Raw genomic sequence first — 25,867 nt, 5'->3', positions numbered from 1 at the left:
CTGGAGTCCACTCGTTGGCAGTGGTGGACCAGAATTCGCTTAGTCCTTGCTGCAATTGGCCATGATTACCATCCGCACCGACCCGACGAACCGGGGCGGCTACGTGCTTGAAACCGAAACCGTAGTAGCCCGGCCGCTCGAAGAAGTGTTTGCCTTCTTTGCCGACGCCATGAACCTGGAGCGTATCACACCGCCTTGGCTCCAGTTCCAGGTGGTTACGCCTGGGCCGTTCGACATGCATGCGGGGACGCTGATCGACTATCGGCTGAAGATTCACCATGTGCCCGTCCGCTGGCGAACCGAGATCGCCGCGTGGGAGCCTCCCTACCGATTTGTCGATACCCAGTTGCGGGGGCCATATCGTCACTGGCGGCACGAACACCAGTTTGAAGCAGTCGAGGGCGGAACCCTGTGTCGCGACGTGGTCCGCTACGGCGTGCCCGGCGGGGCGCTGATCCATCGACTGCTGGTGCGGCGTGACGTGCAACAGATCTTCACCTACCGGGAGCGGGCCCTACACGAACAACTGGCACCGCAACAGGCCCTACAATCGGCCTGATCGGCACCGCCGGCGGTGTCGCTGGCGGTCCGCAGCAGGGTGAACTACGATTCAAGGAAGCGCCGACCATGCGCTCCGCGAATTCTCCCAGTAGCCTCTCTTTGCCGCAGTGTCCGAAACCACCAACTCCACCGACATGCCCCCGGCCGACGATTTGGCCAGTGGCGGTGCGTGGGTCGACCTGGAGCACTTTCGGGTCACAGGATACGACCCCGGCAGTCTGCTGGCGCGAGTCTCCTGGTATATCGTGTGCGAGTTGCTGTTCGCCTCGTCGTTACCGCTGCCATCCCGCTGGCGATGCACGCTGCTGCGGTGGTTTGGCGCACAGATTGGCCGAGGTGTAGTGATCAAACCCCGCGTGCGGATCAAATTTCCGTGGCGGCTCCGCATTGGCGACTTCACCTGGATTGGTGAGGGGAGCTGGATCGACAATCTGGCGATGGTCGACATTGGCAGCCATGTCTGCATCTCGCAGGGGGTCTATTTCTGCACTGGCAGTCACGATCACCGCAAACGGAGTTTCGACCTGATCACCACCCCCATCACCGTGGGCGACGGGGCCTGGGTGGCGGCCCAAACCACTCTGCTGGGCGGGGCCACCGTAGGAGCCAACGCCCTGGTAGCGGCGGCCAGCATGGTGCACAGAGACGTTCCCCCCGGCATGATCGTGGGGGGGAATCCGGCCCAGCGGATCCGCGATCGCGAGCCACCGGCCAAGCCAACCTAGCGTGAGGCGTCCGGGCCTCTGGGTGTTGCTTTTTCGCCACATTCGCCATCGGCAGCACGAAGTCGCTCGGTGTCTTCTGCGAACCAATGGCCCGCCGGCCCCGTACTGCCTTTTGTAACGCCTGTGCGGCTTCCTCCACTGCCCTCGGTATGGTAGCTCGCCCGAGCGTCACTGTTTTCGGCACCGCAACGGGGGTAAACTCTTCTTTCTGCTATTTCTCATCCGCTGGTCAGAATGGCTGATTTCTTTCTATCTCCAGAAGGTTTCAGCAAGCGATGGCGGGTATCGCGGTTGTGGCACGATAGCTGCAACGCAGGATCTTGGCGAGAGAATTCGCCCCACGGAGTTTGGGCTAACTGAGCAGACAGTGGCGCACGAAGCGGACGCAACGAATGGAGCCCCCGCTAGCACGGCCCGACCACCAGAAACCGTCCTGCAAATCATCGACGATCTGACATATCTGCGTATATTGAACGGTTAGCAGACGAAGCGCGCGGGCTGTGGCAGCGAAAAGTTGATTCACCCATACTGACGACGACACCAAGGCCAGCGGTCTATGTTGGATTCCACTACTCTCCTCTACCTGATTGCGGGTGTTGGCTCATGTGTGATGAGCCTGATACTCACTCCCGTCGTACGCGAGACGTCCAAGAAGCTTGGATTCGTTGACCGACCCGATCAGCGGCGCAAGGCGCATAAAGCACCCGTTGCGCTTGGCGGCGGCGCGGCAGTGTTCCTTTCCATGGTCATCACCATGGTAATTGTGTTCGTAGTAGCGAGCCTCTACGGCTTGAACGTCAAAACGCCGTGGAACCACTTGCCACTCGGTTGCCTCGCGATCGGCGCCACCGCTATTGTGGCATTGGGACTACTCGACGACCTGAAGGGCATGCGGGGCCGATACAAACTGCTGGGCCAGTTGGCCATTGCCGGCCTGCTGATCTGGTCGGGAGTACGCATCGAAGGTTTCACCGCCTTCGGCTATCCAATCAACCTCGGATGGTTTGCCATCCCCGGCACGTTGTTCTGGTTGGTGGGCACCACGAATGCGGTGAACCTGATAGACGGCATCGACGGTCTGGCGGGCGGTGTTGGTTTCATTCTCTGCATTACTCTGGCGGCCATTTGTGGTTGGCAGGGTAACGTCGCGATGGCGGCCATCGTGCTGGCCCTGTCGGGGGCGTTACTCGGATTTCTACGATACAATTTCGCGCCGGCTACCATTTATCTAGGCGACGCCGGCAGCATGCTCGTCGGCCTGGTCTGCGGCACCATCGCCGTGTTGGCTAATGGCAAGTCGTCGGCCGCCATGGCGTTCGCGGTACCCATCGCTGTGTGGTCAATCCCCATTCTCGATTCATTCGCGGCGCTGCTGCGACGCAAGCTCACTGGCCGTAGCATGTTCGCTCCCGATCGCGGTCACTTGCACCACTCTCTGTTGGTGCGGGGGTGGACTGTGCAGCAGGCATCGCTGTTCATCGCGTTGATTTGCGCCACGACATGCCTCAGCGCGGTGCTGAGCATCTACTTGAAGAAAGAATGGATCGCCCTGGTGACGGTTGCCGCTGTGATGGTATTTCTCGTGTCGACCAAAACATTCGGCCACATCGAGTTCGCTCTGCTGAAGGGCCGGATGAGCCGTTTCGCCAATTCGCTGGCTACCGCTGAATCGGCCAACGGTGCAAGCGTTCGCGAAAGTTCACTTCAACTGCAAGGTTCTCGCGAGTGGAACAAACTGTGGACCGCCATTATCGAAGCGGCGGACACCTACCACCTCACCCGCATCAAGCTCTCGATCGACATCCCGCTGCTGCACGAATCGTTTTATGCCACCTGGGACACGTCGCGCAACGTGGATAGCGAAGCGACGTTGTGGCGCTTGACCCATCCCCTGGTGGTCGATGACCAGCAGGTGGGGCAGATGGACATTACCGGCGAAACGATGGCCGAGGCCCGAGGCTCGACCCTCAATCAAATAGGCCAGGTGCTCGACTTCCTGGAGCCCATCGAAGAGGACATCCGCTACATACGCGAAAACATCAAGGCGGACGACCTATCGATGCGGGTTTCCCGTGTTGTCGAGCATCCGCTTATCGGCCCCACTCCGGCCGGCTCGGTGACCTCGCCCACCGATTCCAGTCTGATTCGCTAGCGGTACTGCCCGCAGCCCGGGGGGAGACCCTCCAGGTCCGTGCGTCGCAATTGCGGTGTCGATCCGCTATCCTATGGGTTTGCGGCCTCCGCTGGAGCCGCCGCCGTCTCGCCTTTCAACTCCCTCCCACCCCCGCCAAGCATGGATCAATCCAGCCACGAAGGTAAGCGCGCCCTGATTACGGGCATCACCGGTCAGGATGGATCCTACCTGGCGGAGTTGCTTCTGGACAAAGGTTACAGTGTCTGGGGAATGGTCCGGCGTCACTCGTCGCGTGCCCTGACGCGCATCGATCACCTGGTGCCGAGCATCATGTCGGAGAGCCCCCGCTTGGAGTTGGTGCACGGCGACTTGCGCGATTCCGGCTCGCTGCTCAAAATCCTGCGGCGGGTGCGTCCCGACGAGATCTACAATCTGGCCGCCCAATCGGACGTGAAGGTGTCGTTCGACCTGCCCGAGTACACGGCCGACGTCACTGGCTTGGGCCCCCTACGTCTGCTGGAAGCCATTCGCGAGTTGGACCTGCCCGCCCGCTTCTTTCAGGCTTCGTCGTCCGAGATGTTTGGCAAGGTGCAGGATCAGCTGCAAAACGAGCTGACCCGCCTGCATCCCCGCAGCCCGTACGGATCGGCCAAGGCCTTTGCATTCCACACCACCCGTAACTATCGCGAAGCGTACGGCCTGTTTGCGGTCAATGGCATCATGTTCAATCACGAATCGCCTCGCCGGGGCGAATCTTTTGTGACCCGCAAGATCAGCCTGGCCGCCGCCCGCATCCACCACGGGCTGCAGGAGAATTTGTCGCTGGGCAACCTGGAAGCCCAACGCGACTGGGGATTTGCGGGCGACTACATGGAAGGCGCCTGGCGGATGCTTCAGGCCGACAAGCCCAACGACTACGTGCTGGCCACAGGCGAATCGCACTCGGTTCGCGAAGTCTGCGAGCTGGTCTTTCAGGAGATCGGTCAGCCGATCACCTGGCAGGGACACGGGCTGGACGAAGTGGGCGTCGGTCCCGACGGGCGGAAGCTGGTGGTGGTCCATCCCGAATTCTATCGTCCCTCGGAGGTAGATACGCTCCGCGGCGACTCAACCCGGGCTCGCAGCGAGCTGGGCTGGGCTCCGGCGGTGTCTTTTACCGAACTTGTGCAGATGATGGTTCGTAGCGATTTAGAGCAGGCCGAGCAGGAAGCAAATCGGGCCGACATCGCGTCGCGCTGATTACACCGATTAAACCGCGCTGTGGCAGCTCCAATACCATCCCTCGAACCTTCGCCAGGTTGCCGAAATAGCGTAATCGAAACACAATAGAGGTAGCTTTCCGGCTTGTACCGGACCACAAATCACTTGCACTTCAGGCGGCAACGACTTCTCTCGTAAAGGACAACCGGAACATGGCAAATGACGTAATCGTAGTAGCCGGCGGCGGCGGATTCATTGGTGGCCACCTGGTGGCAAAGTTGCTCGAGCAGGGGCACAAGAATATCCGCAGCATCGACATCAAGCCATTCGACGAGTGGTACCAGGTGTTCGATGGTGTCGAGAACGTCCAAGCCGATCTGAAGTTGAAAGACGCTTGCGAGGCAGCCTGCAAGGATGCCAGCCGCGTGTACAACCTGGCCGCCGACATGGGGGGCATGGGCTTCATCGAAAACAACAAGGCGCTGTGCATGCTCAGCGTGTTGATCAACACGCACCTGCTGCAGGCCGCCCATGAGGCGGGCGTCGACCGGTTCTTCTACGCTTCGAGTGCCTGTGTATACAACGCCGACAAGCAGAAGAGCGAAGACGTCGTGCCGCTGAAAGAAGAGGACGCCTACCCTGCCATGCCCGAGGACGGCTACGGTTGGGAGAAGCTGTTCAGCGAGCGGATGTGCCGTCACTTCCGCGAAGACTTCGGCCTGACGACCCGTGTGGCCCGGTTCCACAACGTGTACGGCCCGCACGGCACCTGGGACGGTGGCCGCGAGAAGGCCCCCGCTGCGATCTGCCGTAAGGTGATCAACGCCAAGGAGACCGGCAACCACACTATCGAAGTGTGGGGCGACGGCCATCAGACCCGCAGCTTCATGTACATCGACGACTGCATCGAAGGCATCTTGAAGATCACCGAGAGCGACATCACCGAGCCTATCAATCTGGGCTCCGACGAGCTGACTACCATTAATGGTCTGGTGGACATGGTGGGCGAGATTGCCGGCATCGAAGTCCAGCGCGACCACAACCTCAACGCTCCCAAGGGCGTCAACGGTCGCAATAGCGACAACACGCTCATCACCAAGTTGCTGGGCTGGGCGCCTGGCATTCCGCTTCGCGAAGGAATGGCCAAAACCTACGAGTGGATCTACGGCGAGTACCTTGCCAAGCACGGTGCTGCCACCACCAAGTAGAATTTCTCGCCACTAGCAAGCCGTCCGCCTGGCGGCGGGCAAATCGTCTCTCGCGCACACGTTCCCACGTGTCGCGACCGAGCCTGCTACTCGTCCATCCTCCCACCTGCACGCATGACCAAACGTCCCCGTATCCTCGTCATCAGCCAGGTGTATGTGCCCGACCCGGCGTCGGTGGGGCAGCACATGGCCGATGCTGCGGCCATGCTGGTCCAGCGGGGTTACGACGTCCGCGTGCTGACCTCAGCGCGGGGCTATGAGGATCCCTCGGCCAAGTACCCAAGACGGGAGACACGCGACGGAGTAGAAATCATTCGGTTGCCACTCTCGTCGTTTGGCAAGCGGACCTTGCTGCTCCGTTTGCTGGGCCAGTTGTTGTTCGTCATGCAGGCCGCCTTGCGGGGATTGTTCACCCCTCGTTTGGCCAGCATCCTGGTAAGTACCAGTCCGCCGATGGCTGGCTCGGCGGCGTTGTTTGTCCGCTTCTTTCGTCGGGTGCCGATGAGTTTTTGGGTGATGGACCTGAACGTCGATCAAATGATCGCCAGCGGTTCGCTCAACCCACGGTCGCCTTTCGGGTGGTTGCTGAAGCGTTCGGTTACCAAGACCATGAACAACTCGCACGCCATTGTCGCGCTCGATCGATTCATGCAGCAGCGAATCAAGGACAACTATGGCCTGGAAGAGCGGGTGCACGTGATCCCGCCCTGGCCCCTGGAAGATCAACTGGAACCGGTGCCGCACGGCGAGAACAAGTTCCGCAAAGAGCACCACTTGGAAGACAAGTTCGTGTTCATGTACAGCGGCAACATGGGCATCGGACATCCGATCGGTGTGCTGCTCGAAGCGGCCCAGGCGCTCGAAGACCTGGAGCACGTGAAGTTCGTGTTCATCGGCGGAGGTGTGCGGCGGGCCGAGATCGAGGCGGCCATCCGCGACCGCCAGCCCCCCAACTTGCTGCTGCTGCCCTACCAGCCGCTCAGCGAACTGCGGTTCTCGCTCTCCGCGGGCGATGTGCACCTGGCCACCATGGAGGAAAGCGGCATCGGCTATTTCCATCCCTGCAAGGTCTACGGGGCCATGACCGTGGCGCGGCCCATCCTGTTTGCAGGGCCCGAACCGTCGCACGTGACAGACTTGATTGAGCGATATAACATAGGTTGGCGTGTTTCGCCGGACGACGCACCACGGGCGGCCAGCGAAATGCGTCGCATCGCCCAGTTGCCAGCCGAGGAGCTACAGGCCATGGGCAGCCAGGCTCGTCAGGCGATCGAGGACCAACTGAGCAAGAACCACCTTTGCCAGCAATTCTGCGACGCCATCGCCCCGTCGCGGAACTGAAACGCCACCCCCGCGCCCGCAAACCCTGCCGCAAAAAGCATCCCCCCGCCAAGATTGAACTGAAGGACAAACGCACGATGGGCAAACGAGAAGAAGTGATGACGCTGCTGAAAGAGTGCGTCCAGGAGTACAGCGAACAGTCCGGTCAGGAGTTGGCCATCCAGGAGGACACTCCGCTGATCGGCCCCGAAGCGACGGTCGACTCGCTGGGACTGGTGATGGTGATCACCTCGTTCGAAGCGCAGCTGAACGATAAGTATGGCACCGAATTGGTGCTGGCGAACGAAAAAGCCATGTCGATGCGCAACAGCCCGTTCCGGTCGCTCAACGCCCTGACCGATTACGCGGTGAGCTTGCTCGACGAAGCGGGAGCGGCAGCATGAGCAAGTCCGACCAGGCCATGGTGATCACCGGCACCAGTCGCGGACTGGGGCTGCAACTGGCGGAGACCATGCTCGAACGGGGTTGGTGGGTGTTCGGCTGCAGTCGTGGTCCCAGCGATACCAAGCACGAGCGGTACCAGCACTTCGAACTCGACGTAGCCGACGAAAAGGCCGTAGCGCACATGTTTGCCGCTGTGCGCAAGAGCGGCAAGCAGTTGTTTGCCGTGCTGAACAACGCTGGCACGGCCTCGATGAACCATGTGCTCACCACCCCGCTGAGCACCATGCACAAGTTGTTCTCGGTCAACGTGTTCGGCACCATGCTTTGCTCGCGGGAAGCGGCCAAGCTGATGCTGAAGCATGGCGAGGGGCGAATCATCAACTTCGGCAGCGTCGCGGTGGCCTACGCCTTGGAGGGGGAAGCCGTCTACACCGCTTCGAAGGCAGCCGTCGAATCGTACACCAAGGTGCTGGCTCGCGAGATGGGTTATCACGGCATTACGGCCAACTCCGTCTCGCCCAACCCCGTGAAAACCGACCTGATCGCCGGTGTGCCTGACGACAAGATGCAGCGTCTAGTCGACCGGCAATCCATCAAGCGTTATGGCGAATACGAGGACGTGCTGCGGGTGGTCGACTTCTTGCTGGACGAGAAGAACACCTTCACCACGGGCCAGGTCATTTATCTTGGGGGCCCCTGATGCCGCTCTCCTGGCTTCTTGAGCGATTTGCCGAGCACCGCGATCAAGACGCCGTCGTGTGGCAGGATCGCGCCACTAAATATGGCGAGCTTCTCGACTTGGTAGAGCGGGCTAACGAGTTCCTCGCGGCCGAGCATGTGTTGCCAGGTCAGTGCGTGATGCTGGATGCCGACTTCTCGCCGGGTTCGATCGCCCTATTGCTGGCGGTCATGCAGAATCGCAACATCATTGTGCCGGTCGCCCGCCAGGTAACCGCCGACCGCGACAAGTACGCCCAGCTGGCCGAGGTCAGCCATCGACTTTCCGTCGACGAAAACGACCAGTACACCCGCACCGCCGACGCGGCGACCGAGGTCACTCATCCGCTGCTGGTCGAACTGAAAGAGAGCGGCAGCCCGGGCCTGGTGCTGTTCAGTTCCGGCTCCACTGGCGAGCCCAAGGCGGCGGTGCACAACCTCGACTTCCTGCTCAACAAGTTCAAGATGCCGCGGCATTCGCAGCGGATGATCACTTTCCTGTTGTTCGACCACATTGGCGGCTTCAACACGATGATGTACACGCTGTCGAACCACGGCTGCGTGATTACGGTCACCTCGCGCGATGCGGCTACCATCTGCCGGGCGGTCGAGCAGCACCGCGCCGAAGTGCTACCCACCTCGCCCACGTTTCTCAATTTGTTGCTCGTAAGCGGCGAACACGAGAAGCACGATTTGTCGAGCTTGAAGATCATCAACTACGCCACGGAAGTGATGCCCCCGGCGACGCTGCGTCGCCTGAACGATGCGTTCCCCGGCGTGACGTTCCGCCAGTCGTATGGCATGACCGAACTGGGCATCATGCGGACTCAGTCGCGCAGCAACGACTCGGTGTGGATTCGCGTGGGTGGCGAAGACTACCAGACCCGCATCGTCGATGGCATCCTGCACATCAAAGCCAAGTCGTCGATGCTCGGCTACTTGAATGCCCCCAGCCCGTTTGACGACGAAGGCTGGTTCAACACGCAAGACGAAGTGGAAGTGGACGGCGAGTGGCTGCGGTTCAAGGGCCGCAAGTCGGAGATCATCAACGTCGGCGGCGAGAAGGTCTATCCGGCGGAAGTGGAAACCGTGCTGATGGAAGACTCCAACGTAGCGGACGCCACGGTGACCAAGGAGCCGCACGCGATTATGGGCAACATTGTCGTTGCCGAACTTACGCTGCACGAAGAGGAACCGCTGTCCGACGTAATCAAGCGCGTCCGGCAGCACTGCTTTACAAAGCTGCCCTCGTACAAAATTCCCGTGAAAATCCGCCTGAGCGACGCGACGTCGCGGATGAGCGAGCGGTTCAAGAAGCAGCGAACGAAGTCCGAATAGGTATCGCCGATGTCCGCCGCTAGCTCACCCGCAGTCGGCACTGCCACGATCCGCCCGCTGTCGCCCGACGACCTGCCACAGGTCGCGGCCATCCTCTCCCAGCGGGACGAGCACCCGTGGAGCCTGGAGTCGACTCGCTGGTTCGTGCAGGGACTCGACCAGGACAAATGCCGCGCATGGGGCGCAGTGGACGGCGACAAACTGGTGGGCCTCACTAGCTTCTTCCTCCGCACCCTGTACTGGCAAGGCGAGCCGCATCGCGTCGCCTACTGGGCCAACCTGTACATCGATCCGGCGTATCGGGCGCAGATGCTCTACCCGCGGCTGCCCATGACTATGCTGCGGGGGATCAAAGACGCGGGCGCCGAGTTCCTCTACGCCGCGGTCCGTTTGCAGGATGTTGCCCGGGCCCATTCCGGCATGGGATTCGGCGAGATCGGCCCGCGCAACGTATGGGTACGCTTCCTGCGACCAGGCCACTTCGCCGCCAAGTACAAGAAACTGCCAGCGGTGACCGGCGTGCTGACCGTCCCCCTGGATGCCTGTTACAGCTTGGGAGTCTCGCTGCGCGGCCGCCTGGCGAAGAGCCACGCGGTCGAAGATCTGGCCATCGACGAAGCTCCTTTGGCGGAGATGGCCGAGATGGCGAACGAGGCCGCTGCCGGACAGTTCGCCCAGGTTTGGACGGCCGAAATGCTTGCCGAGCGTTACGCCCAGACCCGCGAAGGGGGAGCTTATCGCATCCTGGTCTGCCGAGATGCCGCGGACGCTTCGCTCGAGTCGGCCCTGGTCTACCGTTTGGCAGAGCGTGGTGCGGGCATTCAGGTGGCCGTGATCATGGATCTGATGCATGCCCCCGGCAACACCGACGCGATGGTGGCCGCAGTGCATCGCCTGGAAGCGTTGGCCATGAAGGCTGGCTCCGAGGCCATCCTGTACTTCGACGCTTTGGGGGATGCGATGCGAGATACGATGCGGAGCTGCGGCTTCCGCCAGTCGCCCGAAAAGTACACCTTCATGGTCTATCCCAAGAAGGTCCGAGATGAACACCCCTGGTTGACCGACATGGCCAACTGGAACTACTCGTTCCGCGACCACGATGCGTTCTAATTCATGCCAGAATCACCGCCACAGCCCGAAGTGACCCACGCCCTGTCGTTCGACATCGAAGACTGGTTCCACATGGTGGAGATCGATGCCGTGGCCGACACTAATAAGTGGCCCGAGTTTCCCTCGCTGGTCGAGCGATACACCGATCAGATCCTCGCCACCGTCGACCAGGCGGGGGTTCGCGCCACGTTCTTCATGCTGGGGTGGGTGGCCGAACGCTATCCGGGCATGGTGCGCCGTATCGCGGACGCGGGGCATGAGCTCGCTTGTCACTCGTTTTGGCATCGGCGCGTCGACCAGCTCACGGCCGACGAGTTCCGCGAGGACACGCAGCGAACTGTCGACATCCTGCAGCAGCACTCCGGGCAGCAGGTACTCGGCTATCGTGCCCCCAGTTTTTCTATCACTCCCGGCACCGAGTGGGCCATCGACGTGCTGCTCGACCTCGGCTTTAACTACGACGCCAGTCTGTTTCCCGCTCGCCGGGGCCACGGTGGCTATCCCTGCGAGCAGCCTGCGCACGACTTCGCCGCCACGCCCTCGGGGCGTTCGATTCGCGAGCTGCCGATGAGCATCGGACGGTTTGGCGGCCGGCGACTGGCCTTCAGCGGTGGCGGCTACCTGCGACTGTTGCCCGAGTGGCTCATCCAGCGGGGCTTCGCCCAATTCGAGCAGCAAGGCACGCCCGTGGTGGTGTACCTGCACCCGCGCGATTTCGCGGCCGACTGCCCCCGCGTGCCGATGCCGGTTCATCGGCGTTTCAAGTCGTATGTCGGGCTCGCCAGCACGCAGCGAAAACTCGAGATGTTGCTCGACAAGTACAAATTCGATACTTGCGCCGCCGTGGCGGGGGTGGCTTGAACACACTGCTAGCACCTGAGCTCGCACAATCGACCTGTCGCGCGAGCGGATATTCCGCTCGGCAAACTGCAGTACTTTGCCCGTCGCCACCACCGAAGCTTGGCGCGAAAATCGCTGCGCCCCGCCGGTTGTCGGCAGGACCGCGATAATCGGCATCGCCGCCAGCTCGCGGATAACTGCAACTATGCCCTGAATAACGACTTACGGCCATCCGACAGGGGGGCGCCAGTGGCGCCAAATGCTTGCTAAAGTGCCGCACGTGGCTAAGATGAAGAGTGGAGCGTAATTGTCGCCCCCCCAAGAGCCGGTGCACGCGCACCCTTTTCCACAGCGGCGGCAAACTTGTAGCATCCCGCTCCTTTCTTTACTACGGAACAGAGCCTCGATGAGTCAACTGGTTTACGATCTGCAGGCGGCGTTCATCTTGCCGAGCTGGGCCGTGGTTTCGCGTTGGGCGTTGGGCGTCGCCATCGTCGCCGCGGTGCTTGCCCCGCCTGCCGATGCGCTGGTGGTCATGAACGTCGACCCCTCGAACTACTACGTCGCCCCTACCAGCCAGACCAATTCCGGCGTCTGGGGCTCCAACGCCGATCCCGGTTGGGCCAACTCCACCAGCCGAGGCGTTTACCTGGGCAACGGCTGGGTGCTCTCCGCCAGGCACACCGGGCTCGGAACCGGCAGCGAGACCATCAACGGCGAAGACTACAACGTGATCGCTAACGCGTTTGTAGACCTCAAGAATCCCACGGCGGCCGTCAACGCGGGACTCTCCTCGCTGGCCGATCTGCGCATCACACGCGTGAACACCCTCGTCGATTTCTACGGTACTCCCGAGCAGCGCGCTGCGGATCTGGGAGCGTCGCTGCAGCCCATCTACATCGCCGACTCCAGGGCATCGACCAACAAGCAACTCGTCGCCATCGGCAACGGCAACACGCGTTTGGACGGCGATTCGCTGTTGCATGCCGACAAGTCGTCCAGCTCTTCCGTCAACTGGCCCGATCCGGTGCCCGAGTGCGATGGTAATTGCCTGCATACGGTTCCCAGTTCGCAGATTCATGCACTCGGATATTCCAATCAGGGACCTAGACGTCTGGCTTGGGGAACCAACCGCGTCGAGTCGTCCACCACGGTGGCCAACCGCCTGCAGGACTTCGATCCGGTCAGTGGAACGAATTCTTACTCGATGAACATCAGCGACAGGGATACCCTGGTTCAGGCGTTTGACTTCGATACGTACACCTTCAACTACAACTCCAGTTTGGGAGAGGTGGTCGGCGGTGGGTCCGAAATACAGGCCGCCGCCGGAGACTCGGGCTCTGGAATCTACACCTGGAACTCTACCGCCAGTCGCTGGGAACTCACCGGCGTCATGCACACGATCGCTTGTTACGTCACCCGTGCCAACGGTAGCTGCGGCACTGCCGCGGCGCTTCGGCAGGGATCCAGTGCCTTCGGCGACTTCACCGCGTTCACCGAACTGTCGGCCTACAAGGATCAAATCGAAGCCTACATGGCCCCGCCCGAAGGGTTCGAGTGGACCGGCACGCCCGGCGAAGACGCGCGGTTCTTTTCGCTGGTCGGACGCGAATTCGGTTACGACGCCGCCGGCGAGGTCGTTCTGCTGAACGAAGGCCTCTGGGGCGACGTGAATCTCGACGGCTTCGTCCGTGGCGACGGCACCGGCGATTGGGCCACCGACGATGTCACCGCGTTCATCGAAGGCTGGGGACATGAGCAAGCTGCCGGCGACATCTTCTCCTGGAAACAGGGCGACCTGAACCAGGATGGCATTACCGACCTCAGCGACTTCCTGCTGCTCCGCAGCGGCTTCCAAGCCACCAACGGCGCATCGCTCAGCCTGGCGGCCATGCTTGGCACCAGTTCCAACAACATCCCCGAGCCCTCGACTATGGTGCTGCTCGCCGGCGGCACCCTGGCCCTGCTGGCCAGCCGCCACTTGCGCCGCCGCCGCCGATAAGGCGCAGTCGAATTCTGGTCGTCTCGCAACCCTCGAGTTTTGTCCCAACGAGTTTTGGGCCAATTGGGCCCGTTTACATTCATTGGCCCAAAACTCCAGCGGTATTGCCCCCCATCACGACAAAAAACCTCTTGTTTTATAGCATTCTTGTGAATGACCTGGGGACAAAACTCCCCACGTTGTTCTCCGCATGTCGAGCGAGTTGGCCCAAAACCTTGTGGGCAAGGTGATTCGCACCGCGACTTGGCGTCGCAAACAGGCTCTCTTTCGCGGAGTGCGCAGCACCTTGAATCGCTCGCTTGAGCGTTTTCAGAATTGGTGTACTGGTTTGGCGCCGTGGTGTTGGTCCGATGCGCGAAGGCCGAAGCAGGCGAATTGCTATCCGCCGATGCAGGCCGACAAAGCAGCGGGCCGACACAACAAACCGAACCGGAACACCAAAAATGAAAGCGCTCTAAGTGCACGTCTATCGCCACGTAACTATTGGACCCAATCTGCGCGCCGGTTCAATGCCGAACTTTTTACACTCGGCGTTTTCTCGCGCTTACGTCCCCGATGTGATTGCACGACGCTCATCTCTGCTCGAGAGGGCGCCAATAAGAAGACATGATCACCATCAATCGCGCTCGACCTGCCCTACTAGACGACGTGCGCGGCCAATGCCAGATTGATAGGAGCAATATCTCTTCCAGTGATTAAGGGCGGTCGAATGCACGACGACCAAGGGGACTTACACGAGCTGACTGCCAACCCGTACGAGACACCCGAGCAGGCCTTCGAAACGGCCGCGCCACAGCGACCCCGTATCTGGACCACCTTTGTCGTCCCGCTGGTGGCTATTGTGCTCGCGGTCCTATTGCAGATCGTGGTGGCATTGGCTTTCGCAATCGCCATGATTTCCGGTGGCGAAAGCCCGGACAATGTCGCCAATCGAATCGGCGAGTGGATCGTATCTTCGGCGGGATTCCTGGCCATGCTTGCCGCGGGTCAACTCGGGTTCGCCCTGCCTACGTTGCTCGCAGCACAGCTCTCGCCCGAGCCACTGCGGCAGCGACTCGGCCTGGTGCCGCTCCGCAACCCGTTAGGGCTCTCGGTGATGATGGCGCTCGGCACCCTGTTGCCGCTAGCGATCAGCTTCGCCTTGGTCTATCTGGTATCGGAGGTCATCCCGCCCGACCAGACAGTCGCGGCCTTTTTCGAGCAGCTGACCCCGGGCTGGGGCATCGCGTTTGTGGTATTGATTGCCTTGGCGCCAGGCTTCATCGAAGAAATGCTATTCCGTGGCTACATCCAACGCCGCCTGCTAAAAAGGTGGAGCCCCTTCTGGTCCATCGCCACTTCCTCGGTACTGTTTGGCCTGGCTCACGTCACGCCCCACGCCATCGCGTTGGCATTACCTCTGGGCCTGTGGTTGGGCGTAATCGCCTGGCGCACGGGCTCGATCATCCCTACGATCGTCTGCCACGCTTTCGTCAACGGCGGCGTCAACATCTGGCGGCTGGTCATCAAATTTGGCGAGCTATCGGAGACCACCCAGTGGATTGTCAACGCGGCGTTCCTGTTGATTGGCGCCGCGTGCTTTGTGATTGCCTGTCGGATGCTGGTGGGGTATTCGTCGGCAGGAGAGTCGATAGCCGCTGAAGAGAAATTGAGCCGTTCAGGTTGAGAGAGCGCTGCGGAGGTTCAGCCGACGATCGATCGAACAATGGTTTCCATCTCGCAAGGGTAGCAGCGTGACACCGCGCAGGGGATACTGGCTGTCAGATCGCGTTCTGCCGCTCCACTTTCCTACTACGATCCTACAACGAGGCCGCTTGACCATGGACATCCTCCACCACAATGCGAAAGCCTGGGACAAGCGCGTGCAGGAGCACGACATGTGGACCGTCCCGGTGGATGCGGACACCATTCGGCGGGCCAGGCAAGGCAACTTCGCATTGGTGCTCACCCCTATCAAACCGGTTCCGATGGAGTGGTTCCCACCGCTCAACGGCTTGCCGACCTTGTGTTTGGCATCGGGCGGTGGTCAGCAAGGTCCGCTGTTGGCGGCGGCCGGTGCCCAAGTGACCGTGCTGGACAACTCTCCGCTGCAGCTTGCTCAAGACCAATTGGTAGCGGAGCGTGAGTCGCTCGACATCAAAACGGTAAAGGGCGACATGGCCAACCTTTCGGCCTTCGACGACAACTCGTTCGGCCTGATTGTTCATCCGTGTTCCAATTGTTTCTGCCCCGATATCTTGCCTGTGTGGCGAGAGTGCTTTCGCGTACTACGCCCCGGTGGCGTACTGCTGGCTGGATTCTGCAACCCGGCCCGCTACCTGTTCGAAGACACCCGACTCGACAACGGTGTGCTGGTCGTGCGATACCCCGTGCCGCACTCCGATGTCGACGAGCTAGACGACCCGCACCTCAAGCGACGAATTCTCGAAGAGCTCGACGCATTTGAGTTTGGCCACTCGCTCACCGATCAAATCGACGGCCAACTTCGCTGCGGCTTTCAGCTCACCGCGATGTACGAAGACAGATTCGGCGACTTCGAGGCCGATCCCATATCCCGCTACATGGACACGTTCATCGCCACGCGGGCAGTGAAGCCGGCGATTGATGGGTAATGATGTCCGGCAGTTGATAGAAGTGCGAGAGTTCCTCTGCTGGTCCATTAACTGCTTGATATCCCAGGGAGAGTGGCTGTGGCCAGCTAAGCTTTGCGGAACAGATGGGCGGAGAAGTAGTCGTCGGCGTACAGCTGTTCGGGGTCGCCGAAGCCGGCCGCGTTGGCCATGGCCAGCTTTTCATCGTCCGACACGGGAAAGTCGGCTTCGTTCATATGTTCGCGGACTTCCTGCCACTGCTCCTCGCTGAGCGCGGTCCAACTTGGCAGCAGGACGTCGTGAAATCGCTGCAAGTATTCGGTCCGCGATTCCGACCGTCCACGGCGGGCATCGATCCACACAAATTGCCCTCCCGGCGCGAGCGCTAGGTAGCAATCGGCAATCAGTTGCTCTTGCTCGGCCACCGGATAGTGGTGCAGGGAGAAGCTGGCCAGCACCAGGTTGGGCGCGGGCTCCATGGGCTCGCGCACCGCAGCACGTATGTCGCACGCCCGCACTTCAACTTGCCCTGCTATCGAGGCGAGCCGCTCGGCTGAGCGCTCGAGGCCCGACTCGGAGAGGTCGACGCCCAGATAGCTCTCGACCTGCGCCCCTTTTAACGCCTCTTCAGCCATGTAACCGTCGCCGCAACCAAGGTCCAACACCCGCAGCGGCGAGGGGTGCTGCGCCGCATGGGGGGCCACCGCTTCGATCAGCTCGGCATGTCGCATGTAATTCTGGGCGATCACACTTTCGTACAACGACCAGGCTGCAAATATCTCCAGCGGGGTTGGTTGGTCCTGCGACATGGCTCGGCTCGCTCCCAGGTTCGTCTCGACGCTCCCACGCAGCAAGCTAGTCGGCCGGCTCGTGGATGTAAAGCTGCGGATAGGTATACCGTCCTGGAGGGTGGTTGGTTCGGCAGGGGGCCACCAAGGAGAGGTCCTCGATGTGAAACGCTTGATCAGATTGCCGCCATGCGGAATGGAGTCAGCAGTGTTCTCAGCAACTCTTTCCCGTGAACCGGCACTGCTGGCACAGGGCACGCTGGCGGCGTTTTTCGAAGAGTTCTTCGCTCATCGCATAGCTAGAGTAGGCAATGCTCGATGAACCTGTGGAACCCCGCGGTCTCGGCCTCAATGAGACGGCTATGTGAGTTGAGTCTGAGGTGGAACTCTAGTTGACTTCAACTTCGACAGTGCTTTTGACCACTCTGGCCTGTCTTCCTGGATGACTTGCAGTATTGAGTAGTTCAGCTCATTGATTCCAGCAGTGTTAACGTCGCCGCTGGTATCTGAGTCGGGCAGATCCAGCTCGTGCCAGTAACGAATCTTGATGAACATTCGTTTGGCCCTCGTAAGTATAGAAAGTATGTCGAGTAGCACGCCATTCTTCTGGATGTTTATGTAGAACGCATCGGCGAACTGCAAATCCATGTGGACTTGAATGCGTTTCTTGTCTGTCTTGCTAAGTCCGTCGAATAGCTCATGGACATTATGTGAATTTGCCGCAATCCTGCGTCGCAAGTGATGGAGCCCCTTGAGGCTTAGCTCCAGGGAAAATGCTTCGCAAGCGACCATCGGCCAAGTATACAGCCCGGCTCCATTCGGGCTGTCCAACTTTCGGGCAGCCAGATAGAAGGACACGGCATTGCAGTAAGTCAGAAACGGATCGGGACGTTTCTTCTTCCTCTTGTTCTTTTTCCCCACAAGGAACCTCCGCAGTGTCGGGTCGCCCTCAGAAACGATGAAAAGCTGCGTTAACACGCGTGGCGGACCCGTCGTGATGGCAAAGCAACTTTATACGTTGCCGAAGGGACCGATTAAATGCGACGGGGTTCGCTCCACTGCTTTTCGCTTGGCAGTTGCGCATGGCCCGGCTGATCTACTGGTTCTTGAAGAAGTGGACGAACCACAAGCGGGCTCTGGGGCTGTTCTTCGCGCACTACAACTACTGCCGGAAGCATCGTAGCCTAAAAGGACAAACGCCAGCGATGGCTCACGGGCTCACCACTGGCGCTCGGAGTGTTCGTGAACTGCTGGAGCGAGTGACTGCACCTTAAGCATCTCCAGCCTACTACTATGGATGATGAGCGAAACTGATGATTGTTAAATCACCCTGATCTGGTCCGTAACACCAAAACACACGATAAGCGCCAGGAGTTCTATTCTGTGCGTACGCTTCAAACACCTTTTCGTTGGAATCAAACGGATTGGCTATGGAACTATATTCGTGCGTGCAAAGGCCGGGGTGTCGTGGGTTGTTTGCAAGGAACTTCACTGCTTTGGCTATCTGCTTGAAATCGCCAACTTCCCGAGACCTGTTTTTTCCAGCCCTCTTCTGCTCCTTAGCGCGCTCCTTAAGTGCCTCAAACTCAGCCTCGGCAGTGTCAGTCCATTTGAGCCGAAATGGCATTTAATCCTCGTTGTCAGACAGCCATTCGTCGTCGATTTCGGGGCCATCAGACAAACGCCCGGCCCGAGCATCTCGCAGGCCGGCAGCCAAAGACTCCCGAGCCGCCTCATTCTGGAAAACCCATAGCTCGTTAGCGGGGATTACTACTGCTGGGGTGATTACAATTCGATCTGCGTTTGAGTCGTCTACAATTACAGTCTGCGAGGCGTATTCTGCCCCAAGGCTCAAACGTCCCTTGCTGTCTAGAATCTTGGTAGTCATTGCTTTTGTCCTCCAGGAAATCGCTCCCGTTTTAATATACGGTCGCCACAACCGCTTGTTGCAGACTATTTCCCACATTTCCCAAAGTGGGACAATCCCACCTCCTGCAATGTTCACAGTGCGCAAAACCACACTTGGACAGCAGTGCAATCAGTTGCACTAAGTGCCTTGGCTGCGTGCAAGACTGAAGCACACCTGAGAGAAGCACCGCCTAAACCCCCCCTCCATTCTCACCCAACCCCCATCTGAGGGGGAGTACACATAATTGAGCACCACCTCTTTTTGGCACACGGTTCGCATACTAGTAAATCCGTCTTCGACACCTAAGGCACTAGCGACCAAGCGTCGCGGGGCCGGAACAGAGAAGAGCTAGGGGTCGGTAAGACGAAGAGGCAACGCAGCGACTTAGTTGGAACCTTCGATATCTCAAGCACTTAGCGAACTGCTCCCTCCCCCCAAATGAGCATTCGCAAACTTCGAAGGGTCCAACATTTTGGGCGGGCTGAAGCGACCGGAACACTCCGCTTCAGCCCGCCTGTTGCGTTTTGAGTGTATCAGAATCGAACACGTGTTCAATTCTGCAACACTCAATACTGCTCATCCCCGCCACTGGGAATATCCCAGCAACCTTCTTGCGAAGTTTTTTTTCCGGCTTGTGGTTCCACCCCTGCCAAGCCGACCCATATCGAGACTGTCTCCCAGGGCTCCCCTGCAAGTGCCTGCGTCGGGAGGGCCGCGTCCGCCAGGGATCAATGACGACGCTTTTGTCCGCAAAACGATACTTGCCGCAGCTACCGGCGGTTAGAATGGATGCGGGGACCGATAAAAACACGCCGAAACCGATTCAGCGAGGAAGCATGAAGTCTTCTAGCTATCTCCACCCCGCCCTGCTCCTGGCCGTCGCGGTCTCGCTCGCCCCGCTGGCTGGTGCCGCGGGTACGTCCAACACGCCGTCGGCTGGGGACGACTCCGACAGTTTCGGCCTGAAGCAAGTGGCGGAGATCAATCGTCTGGTCCGCGAAGGCTGGTCGGCCACGGGCGTATCTCCCTCGAAGCCGGCGACCGACGGCGAATGGTGCCGGCGGGTGTACCTGGACCTGGTGGGCCGCGTGCCGACCGTCGACGAACTGCGCGACTACGTGACCGATCGCGACGAGAACAAGCGCGAGAAGCTGGTCGATCGTCTATTGGGCGACGAATACCTGGAAGAGTTTGCTCGCAACTGGACCACGCTGTGGACCAACACCCTGATCGGCCGCACCGGCGGCGTGGATCGCGACTCGCTGGCCGTACGGCGGGGCATGCAGCAGTACCTCAGGCGGGCGTTTCAGAAGAATAAGTCGTACGACCAACTGGCCACCGAACTGGTCACCGCCACCGGTAGCTGCCAACCAGGCGACTCGGACTACAACGGCGCGGCGAACTTCCTGGCCGACAAGATGAGCGAGAACGGCATCCAAGCCACTGCCAAGACGGCCGAGATCTTCCTGGGCATGGCGGTCGGCTGCACGCAGTGCCACAACCATCCGTTCAACGAGTATAAGCAAAACCAGTTCTGGGAGCTGAATGCCTTCTTCCGCCAAACCCGCGTGATGCGCGAGCAAGTGGCCGGCACCAACAACCGCCGCTACGCCCGCGTGGTCGATCGCGACTTCGCCGGCGAAGGGGGCGACCCTTCGAAGGCCGAACTGTACTACGAACTGCGTAACGGCAAGCTGAAGGTGGCGTACCCCGTGTTCGTGGACGGAGCATCGCTGGCCGAGAAGTACGCCGACCGCGGAGAAGACTTCGGCGACAGCGGCTATCTGGAAGACATCAACCGCCGGCAGGAACTGGCCGACCTGATTTTGAACTCCGCTGAATTCCCCGTGGCGGCCGTGAATCGGATGTGGAGCCACTTCCTGGGCTACGGCTTCACCAAGCCGGTGTACGACATGGGCCCGCACAACCCGCCGACGCATCCCGAGCTACTGCAGTACCTGGCCGACGAGTTCCACAGTTCGAGCTTCGACATGAAAGAGCTGATGCGGTGGATCGTGCTGAGCGAGCCGTACAGCCTTTCGAGCCGCATGACCCGCGACAACCAGAGCGACGATCCGAACCTCGGCGCGCGGCCGATGTTCAGCCACTTCTACCTGCGACAGATGCAGGCCGAGCAGCTTTACGAATCGCTGCTGACGGCGACCGCGGCCGATGAGTCGCTGCCGTACGACGAGCGGGAGCGGATGAAAACGCAGTGGCTGTCGCAGTTCAACACCGCCTTCGGCACCGACGACAACAGCGAGGCCACCACTTTCAATGGCTCGATTCCGCAGGCCCTGATGATGATGAACGGCGGGCTGGTGAAGAAGGCTACCGAGTGCTCGCCCGGCAGCTTCCTGCACACCGTGGCCACCAGCGACGAGCTTTCGAACCCACAGCGGATTCAGTACCTGTACGAGGCCGCCCTGGCCCGCCGCCCGAAGCGGGACGAAGTGGTGATCTGCAACAAACTGCTCGCCGCCCGCGACGGCAACACGCCCGAAGCCCTCCGCGACATCTGGTGGGCGCTGCTGAATAGCAACGAGTTTATTTTGATTCACTAGTTTGGCTATTGGCTGTCGGCTATTAGCTATTGGCCAGAAGTGGCCAACGAAGCTGACAGCCGAGAGCCAACCACTTGGAGCACTCCCGCATGATTCCTTACCGCACGCCTGCTGGAATGAACCGCCGTCACTTTATGAGTCACCTGGCGGGTGCCAGCGCGCTGGCGCTGCCGGCGATGACGCTCACGAGCAGTGTGCGGGCGGCGGCCGAGACGCTGAAGAAAAATCACAAGAGCGCCATCCTGCTGTGGATGGGTGGCGGTCCGCCCACGATCGACATTTGGGACATCAAGAGCGGCGCGCCGACCGGTGGTCCTTCGCGAGCCATCGGCACCGCTGGCAACGCGCAGATTAGCGACAAGTTGCCAACCGTCGCCCAGCACATGGATAGGCTGTCCGTGATTCGCTCGATGAGCACCCGCGAGGCGGACCACGAGCGGGGGCGCTACTACATGCACACCGGCTACGTGCCCAACCCCAACGTGATGCATCCCAGCTATGGCGCAGTGGTGGCCCACGAGACCGAGCACCTGGTGCCGGACCTCGATATTCCGCTGTTCGTCTCGGTTGGTGGGGCAAGCGAAGGACCCGGCTTCCTGGGGATGGCTTACGCGCCGTTCCAGGTCGACTCGAACGGCCGGATTCGCAACCTCGACATGAAGATGCAGGAACAGCGACTCGCCCAGCGGTTCGCCCTGCTGGAGACCATCGAAACGCAGTTCATCAACGAGCGTCGCGGCATGGCGGCCGAGGACCACGCGAAGGTGCTGGCCAAGACCAATTCGCTGCTGACCAGCGACCAGATGAAGGCGTTCAACGTGCAGAGCGAGCCGGAGGACATGAAGGAGCTGTACGGCAACAGCGGTTTCGGCCGCGGCTGCATGCTCGCCCGCCGGTTGGTCGAGTCGGGTGTGCCATTCGTCGAGGTGAACATGGGTGGCTGGGACCTGCACCAGAACTGCTTTACGACGCTCGATAACAAGTTGCCCGAGATGGACAAGGCGATGGGCGCGCTGATGGAAGACTTGAAACAGCGCGGCCTGCTGGACAGCACCGTGGTGATCTGGATGGGCGAATTCGGCCGCACCCCCCGCATCAACGGCAACGCCGGCCGCGACCACTACGCCCGGGCGTGGAGCGCGGTGGTAGGCGGCGGGCCGATCAACGGCGGCCTGGCCATTGGCGAAACCAGCGCCGACGGCACCCAGGTCGAGTCGGAACCCTACTCATCCGAAGACCTGATGGCCACGGTATGCCAAGCAATGGGCATCTCGCTGCAGACGACGTTCACCAGCAACAACGGCCGCCCGATGAAGATTGCGAATGGCGGTCGGGTGATTTCGGAGTTGTTTGGGTAGGGGCAGGAATTCTCGCCATCCATTTGGCCAACGGCCACAAATCACCGTAGCCTAGGGCACCGCCCTAGGGGCATTGGTGGCGCGCCCTCCGTTTGGCCGAAGGTCATATTCACCCATGAATGCCGGTGGTGGATATGGCCTTTGGCCAAAATCGTTCCTGGCCATGATTTCCTAGGGCGTTGCCCTAGGCTACGGTGAATATAGGCCTTCGGCCATGGAGTTCTCTGCAAACGGGCGTTGCTTTGGGCTACGATGAAGAAAGGCCTTCGGCCAAGCGTATTCATTGAATAACCCCACCTTCGCCTAGCATCATGCCGCAATCGCTTTCGAAGCTCTATGCGCATCTGGTATTCAGCACCAAGAACCGCCAGACTTTTCTCGACGACAGTGTCCGCACGCGGGTCCACGCGTACCTGGCAACCCTGCTCCGCGACATGAAATGCCCTTGGGTAGTTGTAGGCGGAGTGGAGGATCACGTTCACATGCTTTTCGACATCGGCAGGATGCATTCGCCTGCAGAACTCGTCGAGCAGATAAAGCGTGAGTCGTCGAAGTTTGTTAAGACGCTTGGTGAGCCGTATCAGAGTTTCTATTGGCAGCGCGGCTATGGAATGTTTTCGGTGAGCCCCACGCACCGTGACGATGTTGAACGATACGTACGCAACCAGGCGGAGCATCACCAGAAGCTATCGTACCAAGAAGAATTCCGAAGCATGCTGGAACGAGCCGGCATCGAGTATGACGAGCGTTATTTATGGGATTGATCCGAAATCGCTTTGGCCAACGCCACAAATCACCGTAGCCCCGGGCAACGCCCAAAGACCATTGGCGGCGCGCAACAAATTAGGAATCCCCTCACACGCGAACCCCAGCGACAACGAGACTCCAAAAACCCATTCTTTTGTTTCCAAACATCCCCCACTCCGCTCCAAACATTTCGCCCCGGCCACTCGCGTCTGCTAGAATCACGAGCCGTGTCCGTGACTTCAGGGGAGACGCTTGATGATTTGTTCGACGTTTCGTGTGGCACTGACCTGCGCGCTCTTGATTCCAATGGCGAGCGCCGTTTTGGGTGATACTGCAAAGCCAAAGCCTGAGCGCGAGCCAGGCGTCCGGCTCCAGGTATTCGAGGTCGAGCGACCCATGGGGCGTGGGCAGCGGCTCGCCGGTGAGCAAAGCGCAAATCTCGATCGCACGATCGCCCAATTTCACCTCGAGGGCGACGAGGAGTTCCTCGACGAAGTGGCCGAGTGTTACGTGGCGAGACTGACTTCGCAGCTCGAAATCGAGCGCGAGGGAAACTACGTGTTTGAAGTCGTGAGCTGGGCGCCGGCCGATCTTTGGATCGACGGCAATGTGGTCGCCCAGGGCGTGCACACGCAGCATGGCATTGCGACCAGCGTGCACCTCGCCGCGGGCAAGCATGTGGTGCGGGTGGAGTTCTGCGTCGGTGGGGGCGAGCCTCATTTCGCGATGCGATGGACGCCGCCCGGTGCGAATAAGGCTGCGGAGATTCCGACCGATGTGATCACGGCCGAAGCGTTTTACTTCCGCCCCACCAGCCCTGGCTTCAAACTGCTCGAGAACGAAGCCGCCCGGCCGGGGCTGCATCGCAAAGTCGCTGGTCTGTATCCGAGTCTCGACATTGAGACCATTCATCCGCCGGAGGTCGAAGTGCCAGTGGGTGGACTGGCGACCATGCGAGACGGCACGCTGGTCGTCGCCACATTCGACGCCCGTAAGCTTCGCGCGCCGCACCCACAACCTGAGCCCGATGGCGAGCTGTGGCTATACCACAATCCGACGGGCGATCCGGCCAAGATTGAGCGGGAGCTGATTGCCGAGAAGCTGTACGAACCGGCCGGCGTGTGCGTGGTGGGCGATGCGATTTACGTTTCGCAGCGACTGGAGGTGACGAAGTTCCAGCGCGACGAGACGACCGGCAACTGGCAGCCGACCACGGTGGCCAGCGGCTGGGACTGTAACGACTTCCACGCGCTGAGCTTTGGCCTGGTGCACGAGCCAGGGCCCGAAGGCCATCCGGGCTTTCTCTGCATGGCGAAGGGCACGGGGCTGGGGCTGAAGCAAAATCCACCGCAACATGGCTCGGTGTGGCGGATCGACCTGTCGCTGCCGGTGGGCAAAAACGTCGAGGCAATCACCGGCGGACACCGCACGCCCAACGGCCTCGGTTGGGGCCCGGAGGGCACGCTGTGGGTCACCGACAACCAGGGCGAGTACACGCCGGCCAACGAAATGAACCTGGTGGTCGACGGCAAATTCTACGGCTTCTTTCAACGCGCGGCCGACGGGGCGGAGCCCTCGCCCTTTCAACCGGGTGCCACCCGCGAGCACAATTCCGCGGCGGTGACCGAGGCCTCGGTGTGGCTGCCGCAGGACGAGATCGCCAACAGTCCGTCGGAGCCCGTGATGATTCCAGCGGGCTGGCCTTTCGCGGGGCAGATGCTCGTGGGTGATGTGAAGTACGGCGGTGTAAACCGTGTTTCGCTTCAGCAGGTCGATGGCGTCTGGCAGGGCGCCGCGTATCGGTTCACGCAGGGCTGCGAAGGAGGCATCAACCGCCTGGCGTTTGGCCCAGACGGGGCATTGTATGTTGGCGGCATTGGCGGCGATCACGCGTCGACCTGGAACTGGGTCGACCCCACCGGCAAGAAAACCTACCAGGCGCTGCAACGTTTGACGCCCAACGGCGAAGTGACATTCGACATCGAGCACATGAGTCTGCGGCCGCAAGGCGTCGAGGTGCGCTTCACCCAACCGGTCGACAATAGTTGGCTGGCAGACACCGGCAATTATCAGCTTCAGCAATGGACCTACGAAGCCACGCCCGGCTATGGCGGGCCGAAGAAGCATGTCGAGCCCGTTGCGGTACAAAAAGCGACTCCTGCATCCGATAGGCGGAGTGTGCTGCTGGAACTCGAGGGGCTGAAACCCAACCGCGTGTTGCACCTGGTGACCAATCCTCGCAGCGTCGACGACCAGCCGATCTGGTCGGCCGAGGCGTGGTACACCGTGCGGCGGCTACCGAGCAGAGACGACCAAGAACCGCAACTGCCCCATGTGGTGTTCGTGACAG

22 protein-coding genes are annotated in these 25,867 nt (G+C 60.5%); 19 read left to right on the top strand and 3 right to left on the bottom strand.

The features are described 5' to 3' along the window. Positions 1 to 61: 61 nt before the first annotated feature. The 14 genes from NG895_RS13725 (at position 62) to NG895_RS13660 (ending at position 16,172) form a co-directional block, all read left to right on the top strand. Entirely contained in the window at positions 62 to 559 is a 498-nt protein-coding gene (locus tag NG895_RS13725; RefSeq protein WP_252853077.1) for an SRPBCC family protein, read from the top strand. Positions 560 to 668: 109 nt separating this feature from the next. Beyond that, entirely contained in the window at positions 669 to 1,286 is a 618-nt protein-coding gene (locus NG895_RS13720) for a WcaF family extracellular polysaccharide biosynthesis acetyltransferase (RefSeq protein ID WP_252853076.1), read from the top strand. 556 nt (positions 1,287 to 1,842) lie between these two features. Then, complete coding sequence (locus tag NG895_RS13715; protein ID WP_252853075.1) at positions 1,843 to 3,438, top strand: MraY family glycosyltransferase; 1,596 nt, start codon at positions 1,843 to 1,845, stop codon at positions 3,436 to 3,438. 141 nt (positions 3,439 to 3,579) lie between these two features. Next, positions 3,580 to 4,659 (top strand): GDP-mannose 4,6-dehydratase, encoded by a 1,080-nt coding sequence (gmd, locus tag NG895_RS13710; protein ID WP_252853074.1) that lies wholly within the window; start codon positions 3,580 to 3,582, stop codon positions 4,657 to 4,659. Between the two features lie 173 nt (positions 4,660 to 4,832). Then, positions 4,833 to 5,828 (top strand): NAD-dependent epimerase/dehydratase family protein, encoded by a 996-nt coding sequence (locus NG895_RS13705; RefSeq protein WP_252853073.1) that lies wholly within the window; start codon positions 4,833 to 4,835, stop codon positions 5,826 to 5,828. A gap of 114 nt (positions 5,829 to 5,942) precedes the next feature. Continuing rightward, the gene (locus NG895_RS13700) at positions 5,943 to 7,169 is read left to right on the top strand and encodes a glycosyltransferase family 4 protein (protein ID WP_252853072.1); all 1,227 of its coding nucleotides are present in this window, start codon (positions 5,943 to 5,945) and stop codon (positions 7,167 to 7,169) included. Positions 7,170 to 7,246: 77 nt separating this feature from the next. Further along, positions 7,247 to 7,552: a hypothetical protein gene (locus NG895_RS13695; protein ID WP_252853071.1), complete on the top strand. Its 306-nt coding sequence runs from the start codon at positions 7,247 to 7,249 to the stop codon at positions 7,550 to 7,552. Beyond that, the gene (locus NG895_RS13690; protein ID WP_252853070.1) at positions 7,549 to 8,253 is read left to right on the top strand and encodes an SDR family oxidoreductase; all 705 of its coding nucleotides are present in this window, start codon (positions 7,549 to 7,551) and stop codon (positions 8,251 to 8,253) included. The genes NG895_RS13695 and NG895_RS13690 overlap by 4 nt, the downstream gene beginning before the upstream one ends. Further along, entirely contained in the window at positions 8,253 to 9,608 is a 1,356-nt protein-coding gene (locus NG895_RS13685; RefSeq protein ID WP_252853069.1) for a class I adenylate-forming enzyme family protein, read from the top strand. Before NG895_RS13690 ends, NG895_RS13685 begins: the two co-directional genes overlap by 1 nt. A 9-nt stretch (positions 9,609 to 9,617) precedes the next feature. Further along, positions 9,618 to 10,718 carry a GNAT family N-acetyltransferase gene (locus tag NG895_RS13680; RefSeq protein WP_252853068.1) on the top strand — a complete coding sequence of 367 codons (1,101 nt, stop codon included), beginning with the start codon at positions 9,618 to 9,620 and terminating at the stop codon, positions 10,716 to 10,718. Positions 10,719 to 10,721: 3 nt separating this feature from the next. Next, positions 10,722 to 11,579: an XrtA system polysaccharide deacetylase gene (locus tag NG895_RS13675; RefSeq protein ID WP_252853067.1), complete on the top strand. Its 858-nt coding sequence runs from the start codon at positions 10,722 to 10,724 to the stop codon at positions 11,577 to 11,579. Between the two features lie 385 nt (positions 11,580 to 11,964). Further along, positions 11,965 to 13,560, top strand: a complete 1,596-nt coding sequence (locus NG895_RS13670) for a PEP-CTERM sorting domain-containing protein (protein WP_252853066.1) — start codon at positions 11,965 to 11,967, stop codon at positions 13,558 to 13,560. Between the two features lie 709 nt (positions 13,561 to 14,269). After that, complete coding sequence (locus NG895_RS13665) at positions 14,270 to 15,226, top strand: CPBP family intramembrane glutamic endopeptidase (protein ID WP_252853065.1); 957 nt, start codon at positions 14,270 to 14,272, stop codon at positions 15,224 to 15,226. 154 nt (positions 15,227 to 15,380) lie between these two features. After that, positions 15,381 to 16,172 (top strand): class I SAM-dependent methyltransferase, encoded by a 792-nt coding sequence (locus NG895_RS13660; protein WP_252853064.1) that lies wholly within the window; start codon positions 15,381 to 15,383, stop codon positions 16,170 to 16,172. Between the two features lie 86 nt (positions 16,173 to 16,258). On the opposite strand, the gene NG895_RS13655 is transcribed toward NG895_RS13660, so the two are convergent. Together NG895_RS13655 and NG895_RS13650 are read right to left on the bottom strand one after the other, a co-directional pair. After that, complete coding sequence (locus NG895_RS13655; protein ID WP_252853063.1) at positions 16,259 to 16,960, bottom strand: class I SAM-dependent methyltransferase; 702 nt, start codon at positions 16,958 to 16,960, stop codon at positions 16,259 to 16,261. A gap of 339 nt (positions 16,961 to 17,299) precedes the next feature. Next, complete coding sequence (locus tag NG895_RS13650) at positions 17,300 to 17,917, bottom strand: hypothetical protein (protein WP_252853062.1); 618 nt, start codon at positions 17,915 to 17,917, stop codon at positions 17,300 to 17,302. 104 nt (positions 17,918 to 18,021) lie between these two features. Between NG895_RS13650 and NG895_RS13645 the strand changes: the two genes are divergently transcribed. Next, positions 18,022 to 18,213, top strand: coding sequence for a hypothetical protein (locus NG895_RS13645; RefSeq protein ID WP_252853061.1), 192 nt, complete (start codon positions 18,022 to 18,024; stop codon positions 18,211 to 18,213). 353 nt (positions 18,214 to 18,566) lie between these two features. On the opposite strand, the gene NG895_RS13640 is transcribed toward NG895_RS13645, so the two are convergent. Further along, entirely contained in the window at positions 18,567 to 18,827 is a 261-nt protein-coding gene (locus NG895_RS13640; protein ID WP_252853060.1) for a hypothetical protein, read from the bottom strand. 857 nt (positions 18,828 to 19,684) lie between these two features. Between NG895_RS13640 and NG895_RS13635 the strand changes: the two genes are divergently transcribed. From NG895_RS13635 to NG895_RS13620, 4 genes are all read left to right on the top strand, one after another. Further along, positions 19,685 to 21,412: a DUF1549 domain-containing protein gene (locus NG895_RS13635; RefSeq protein ID WP_252853059.1), complete on the top strand. Its 1,728-nt coding sequence runs from the start codon at positions 19,685 to 19,687 to the stop codon at positions 21,410 to 21,412. An 89-nt stretch (positions 21,413 to 21,501) separates the two neighbouring features. Then, positions 21,502 to 22,770: a DUF1501 domain-containing protein gene (locus NG895_RS13630; RefSeq protein WP_261360977.1), complete on the top strand. Its 1,269-nt coding sequence runs from the start codon at positions 21,502 to 21,504 to the stop codon at positions 22,768 to 22,770. A gap of 311 nt (positions 22,771 to 23,081) precedes the next feature. Beyond that, on the top strand, positions 23,082 to 23,534 hold the full coding sequence (tnpA, locus tag NG895_RS13625) for an IS200/IS605 family transposase (protein WP_252853058.1): 453 nt from the start codon (positions 23,082 to 23,084) through the stop codon (positions 23,532 to 23,534). A gap of 289 nt (positions 23,535 to 23,823) precedes the next feature. Beyond that, the coding region (locus tag NG895_RS13620; protein ID WP_252853057.1) for a PA14 domain-containing protein at positions 23,824 to 25,867 on the top strand (2,044 nt) is incomplete at its 3' end.

It is taken from the genome of Aeoliella straminimaris (assembly GCF_024054565.1).
Taxonomy (GTDB): domain Bacteria; phylum Planctomycetota; class Planctomycetia; order Pirellulales; family Lacipirellulaceae; genus Aeoliella; species Aeoliella straminimaris.
The sequence above is the reverse complement of the archived record's forward strand: the minus strand, read 5'-3'. Positions and strand labels throughout refer to the sequence as shown.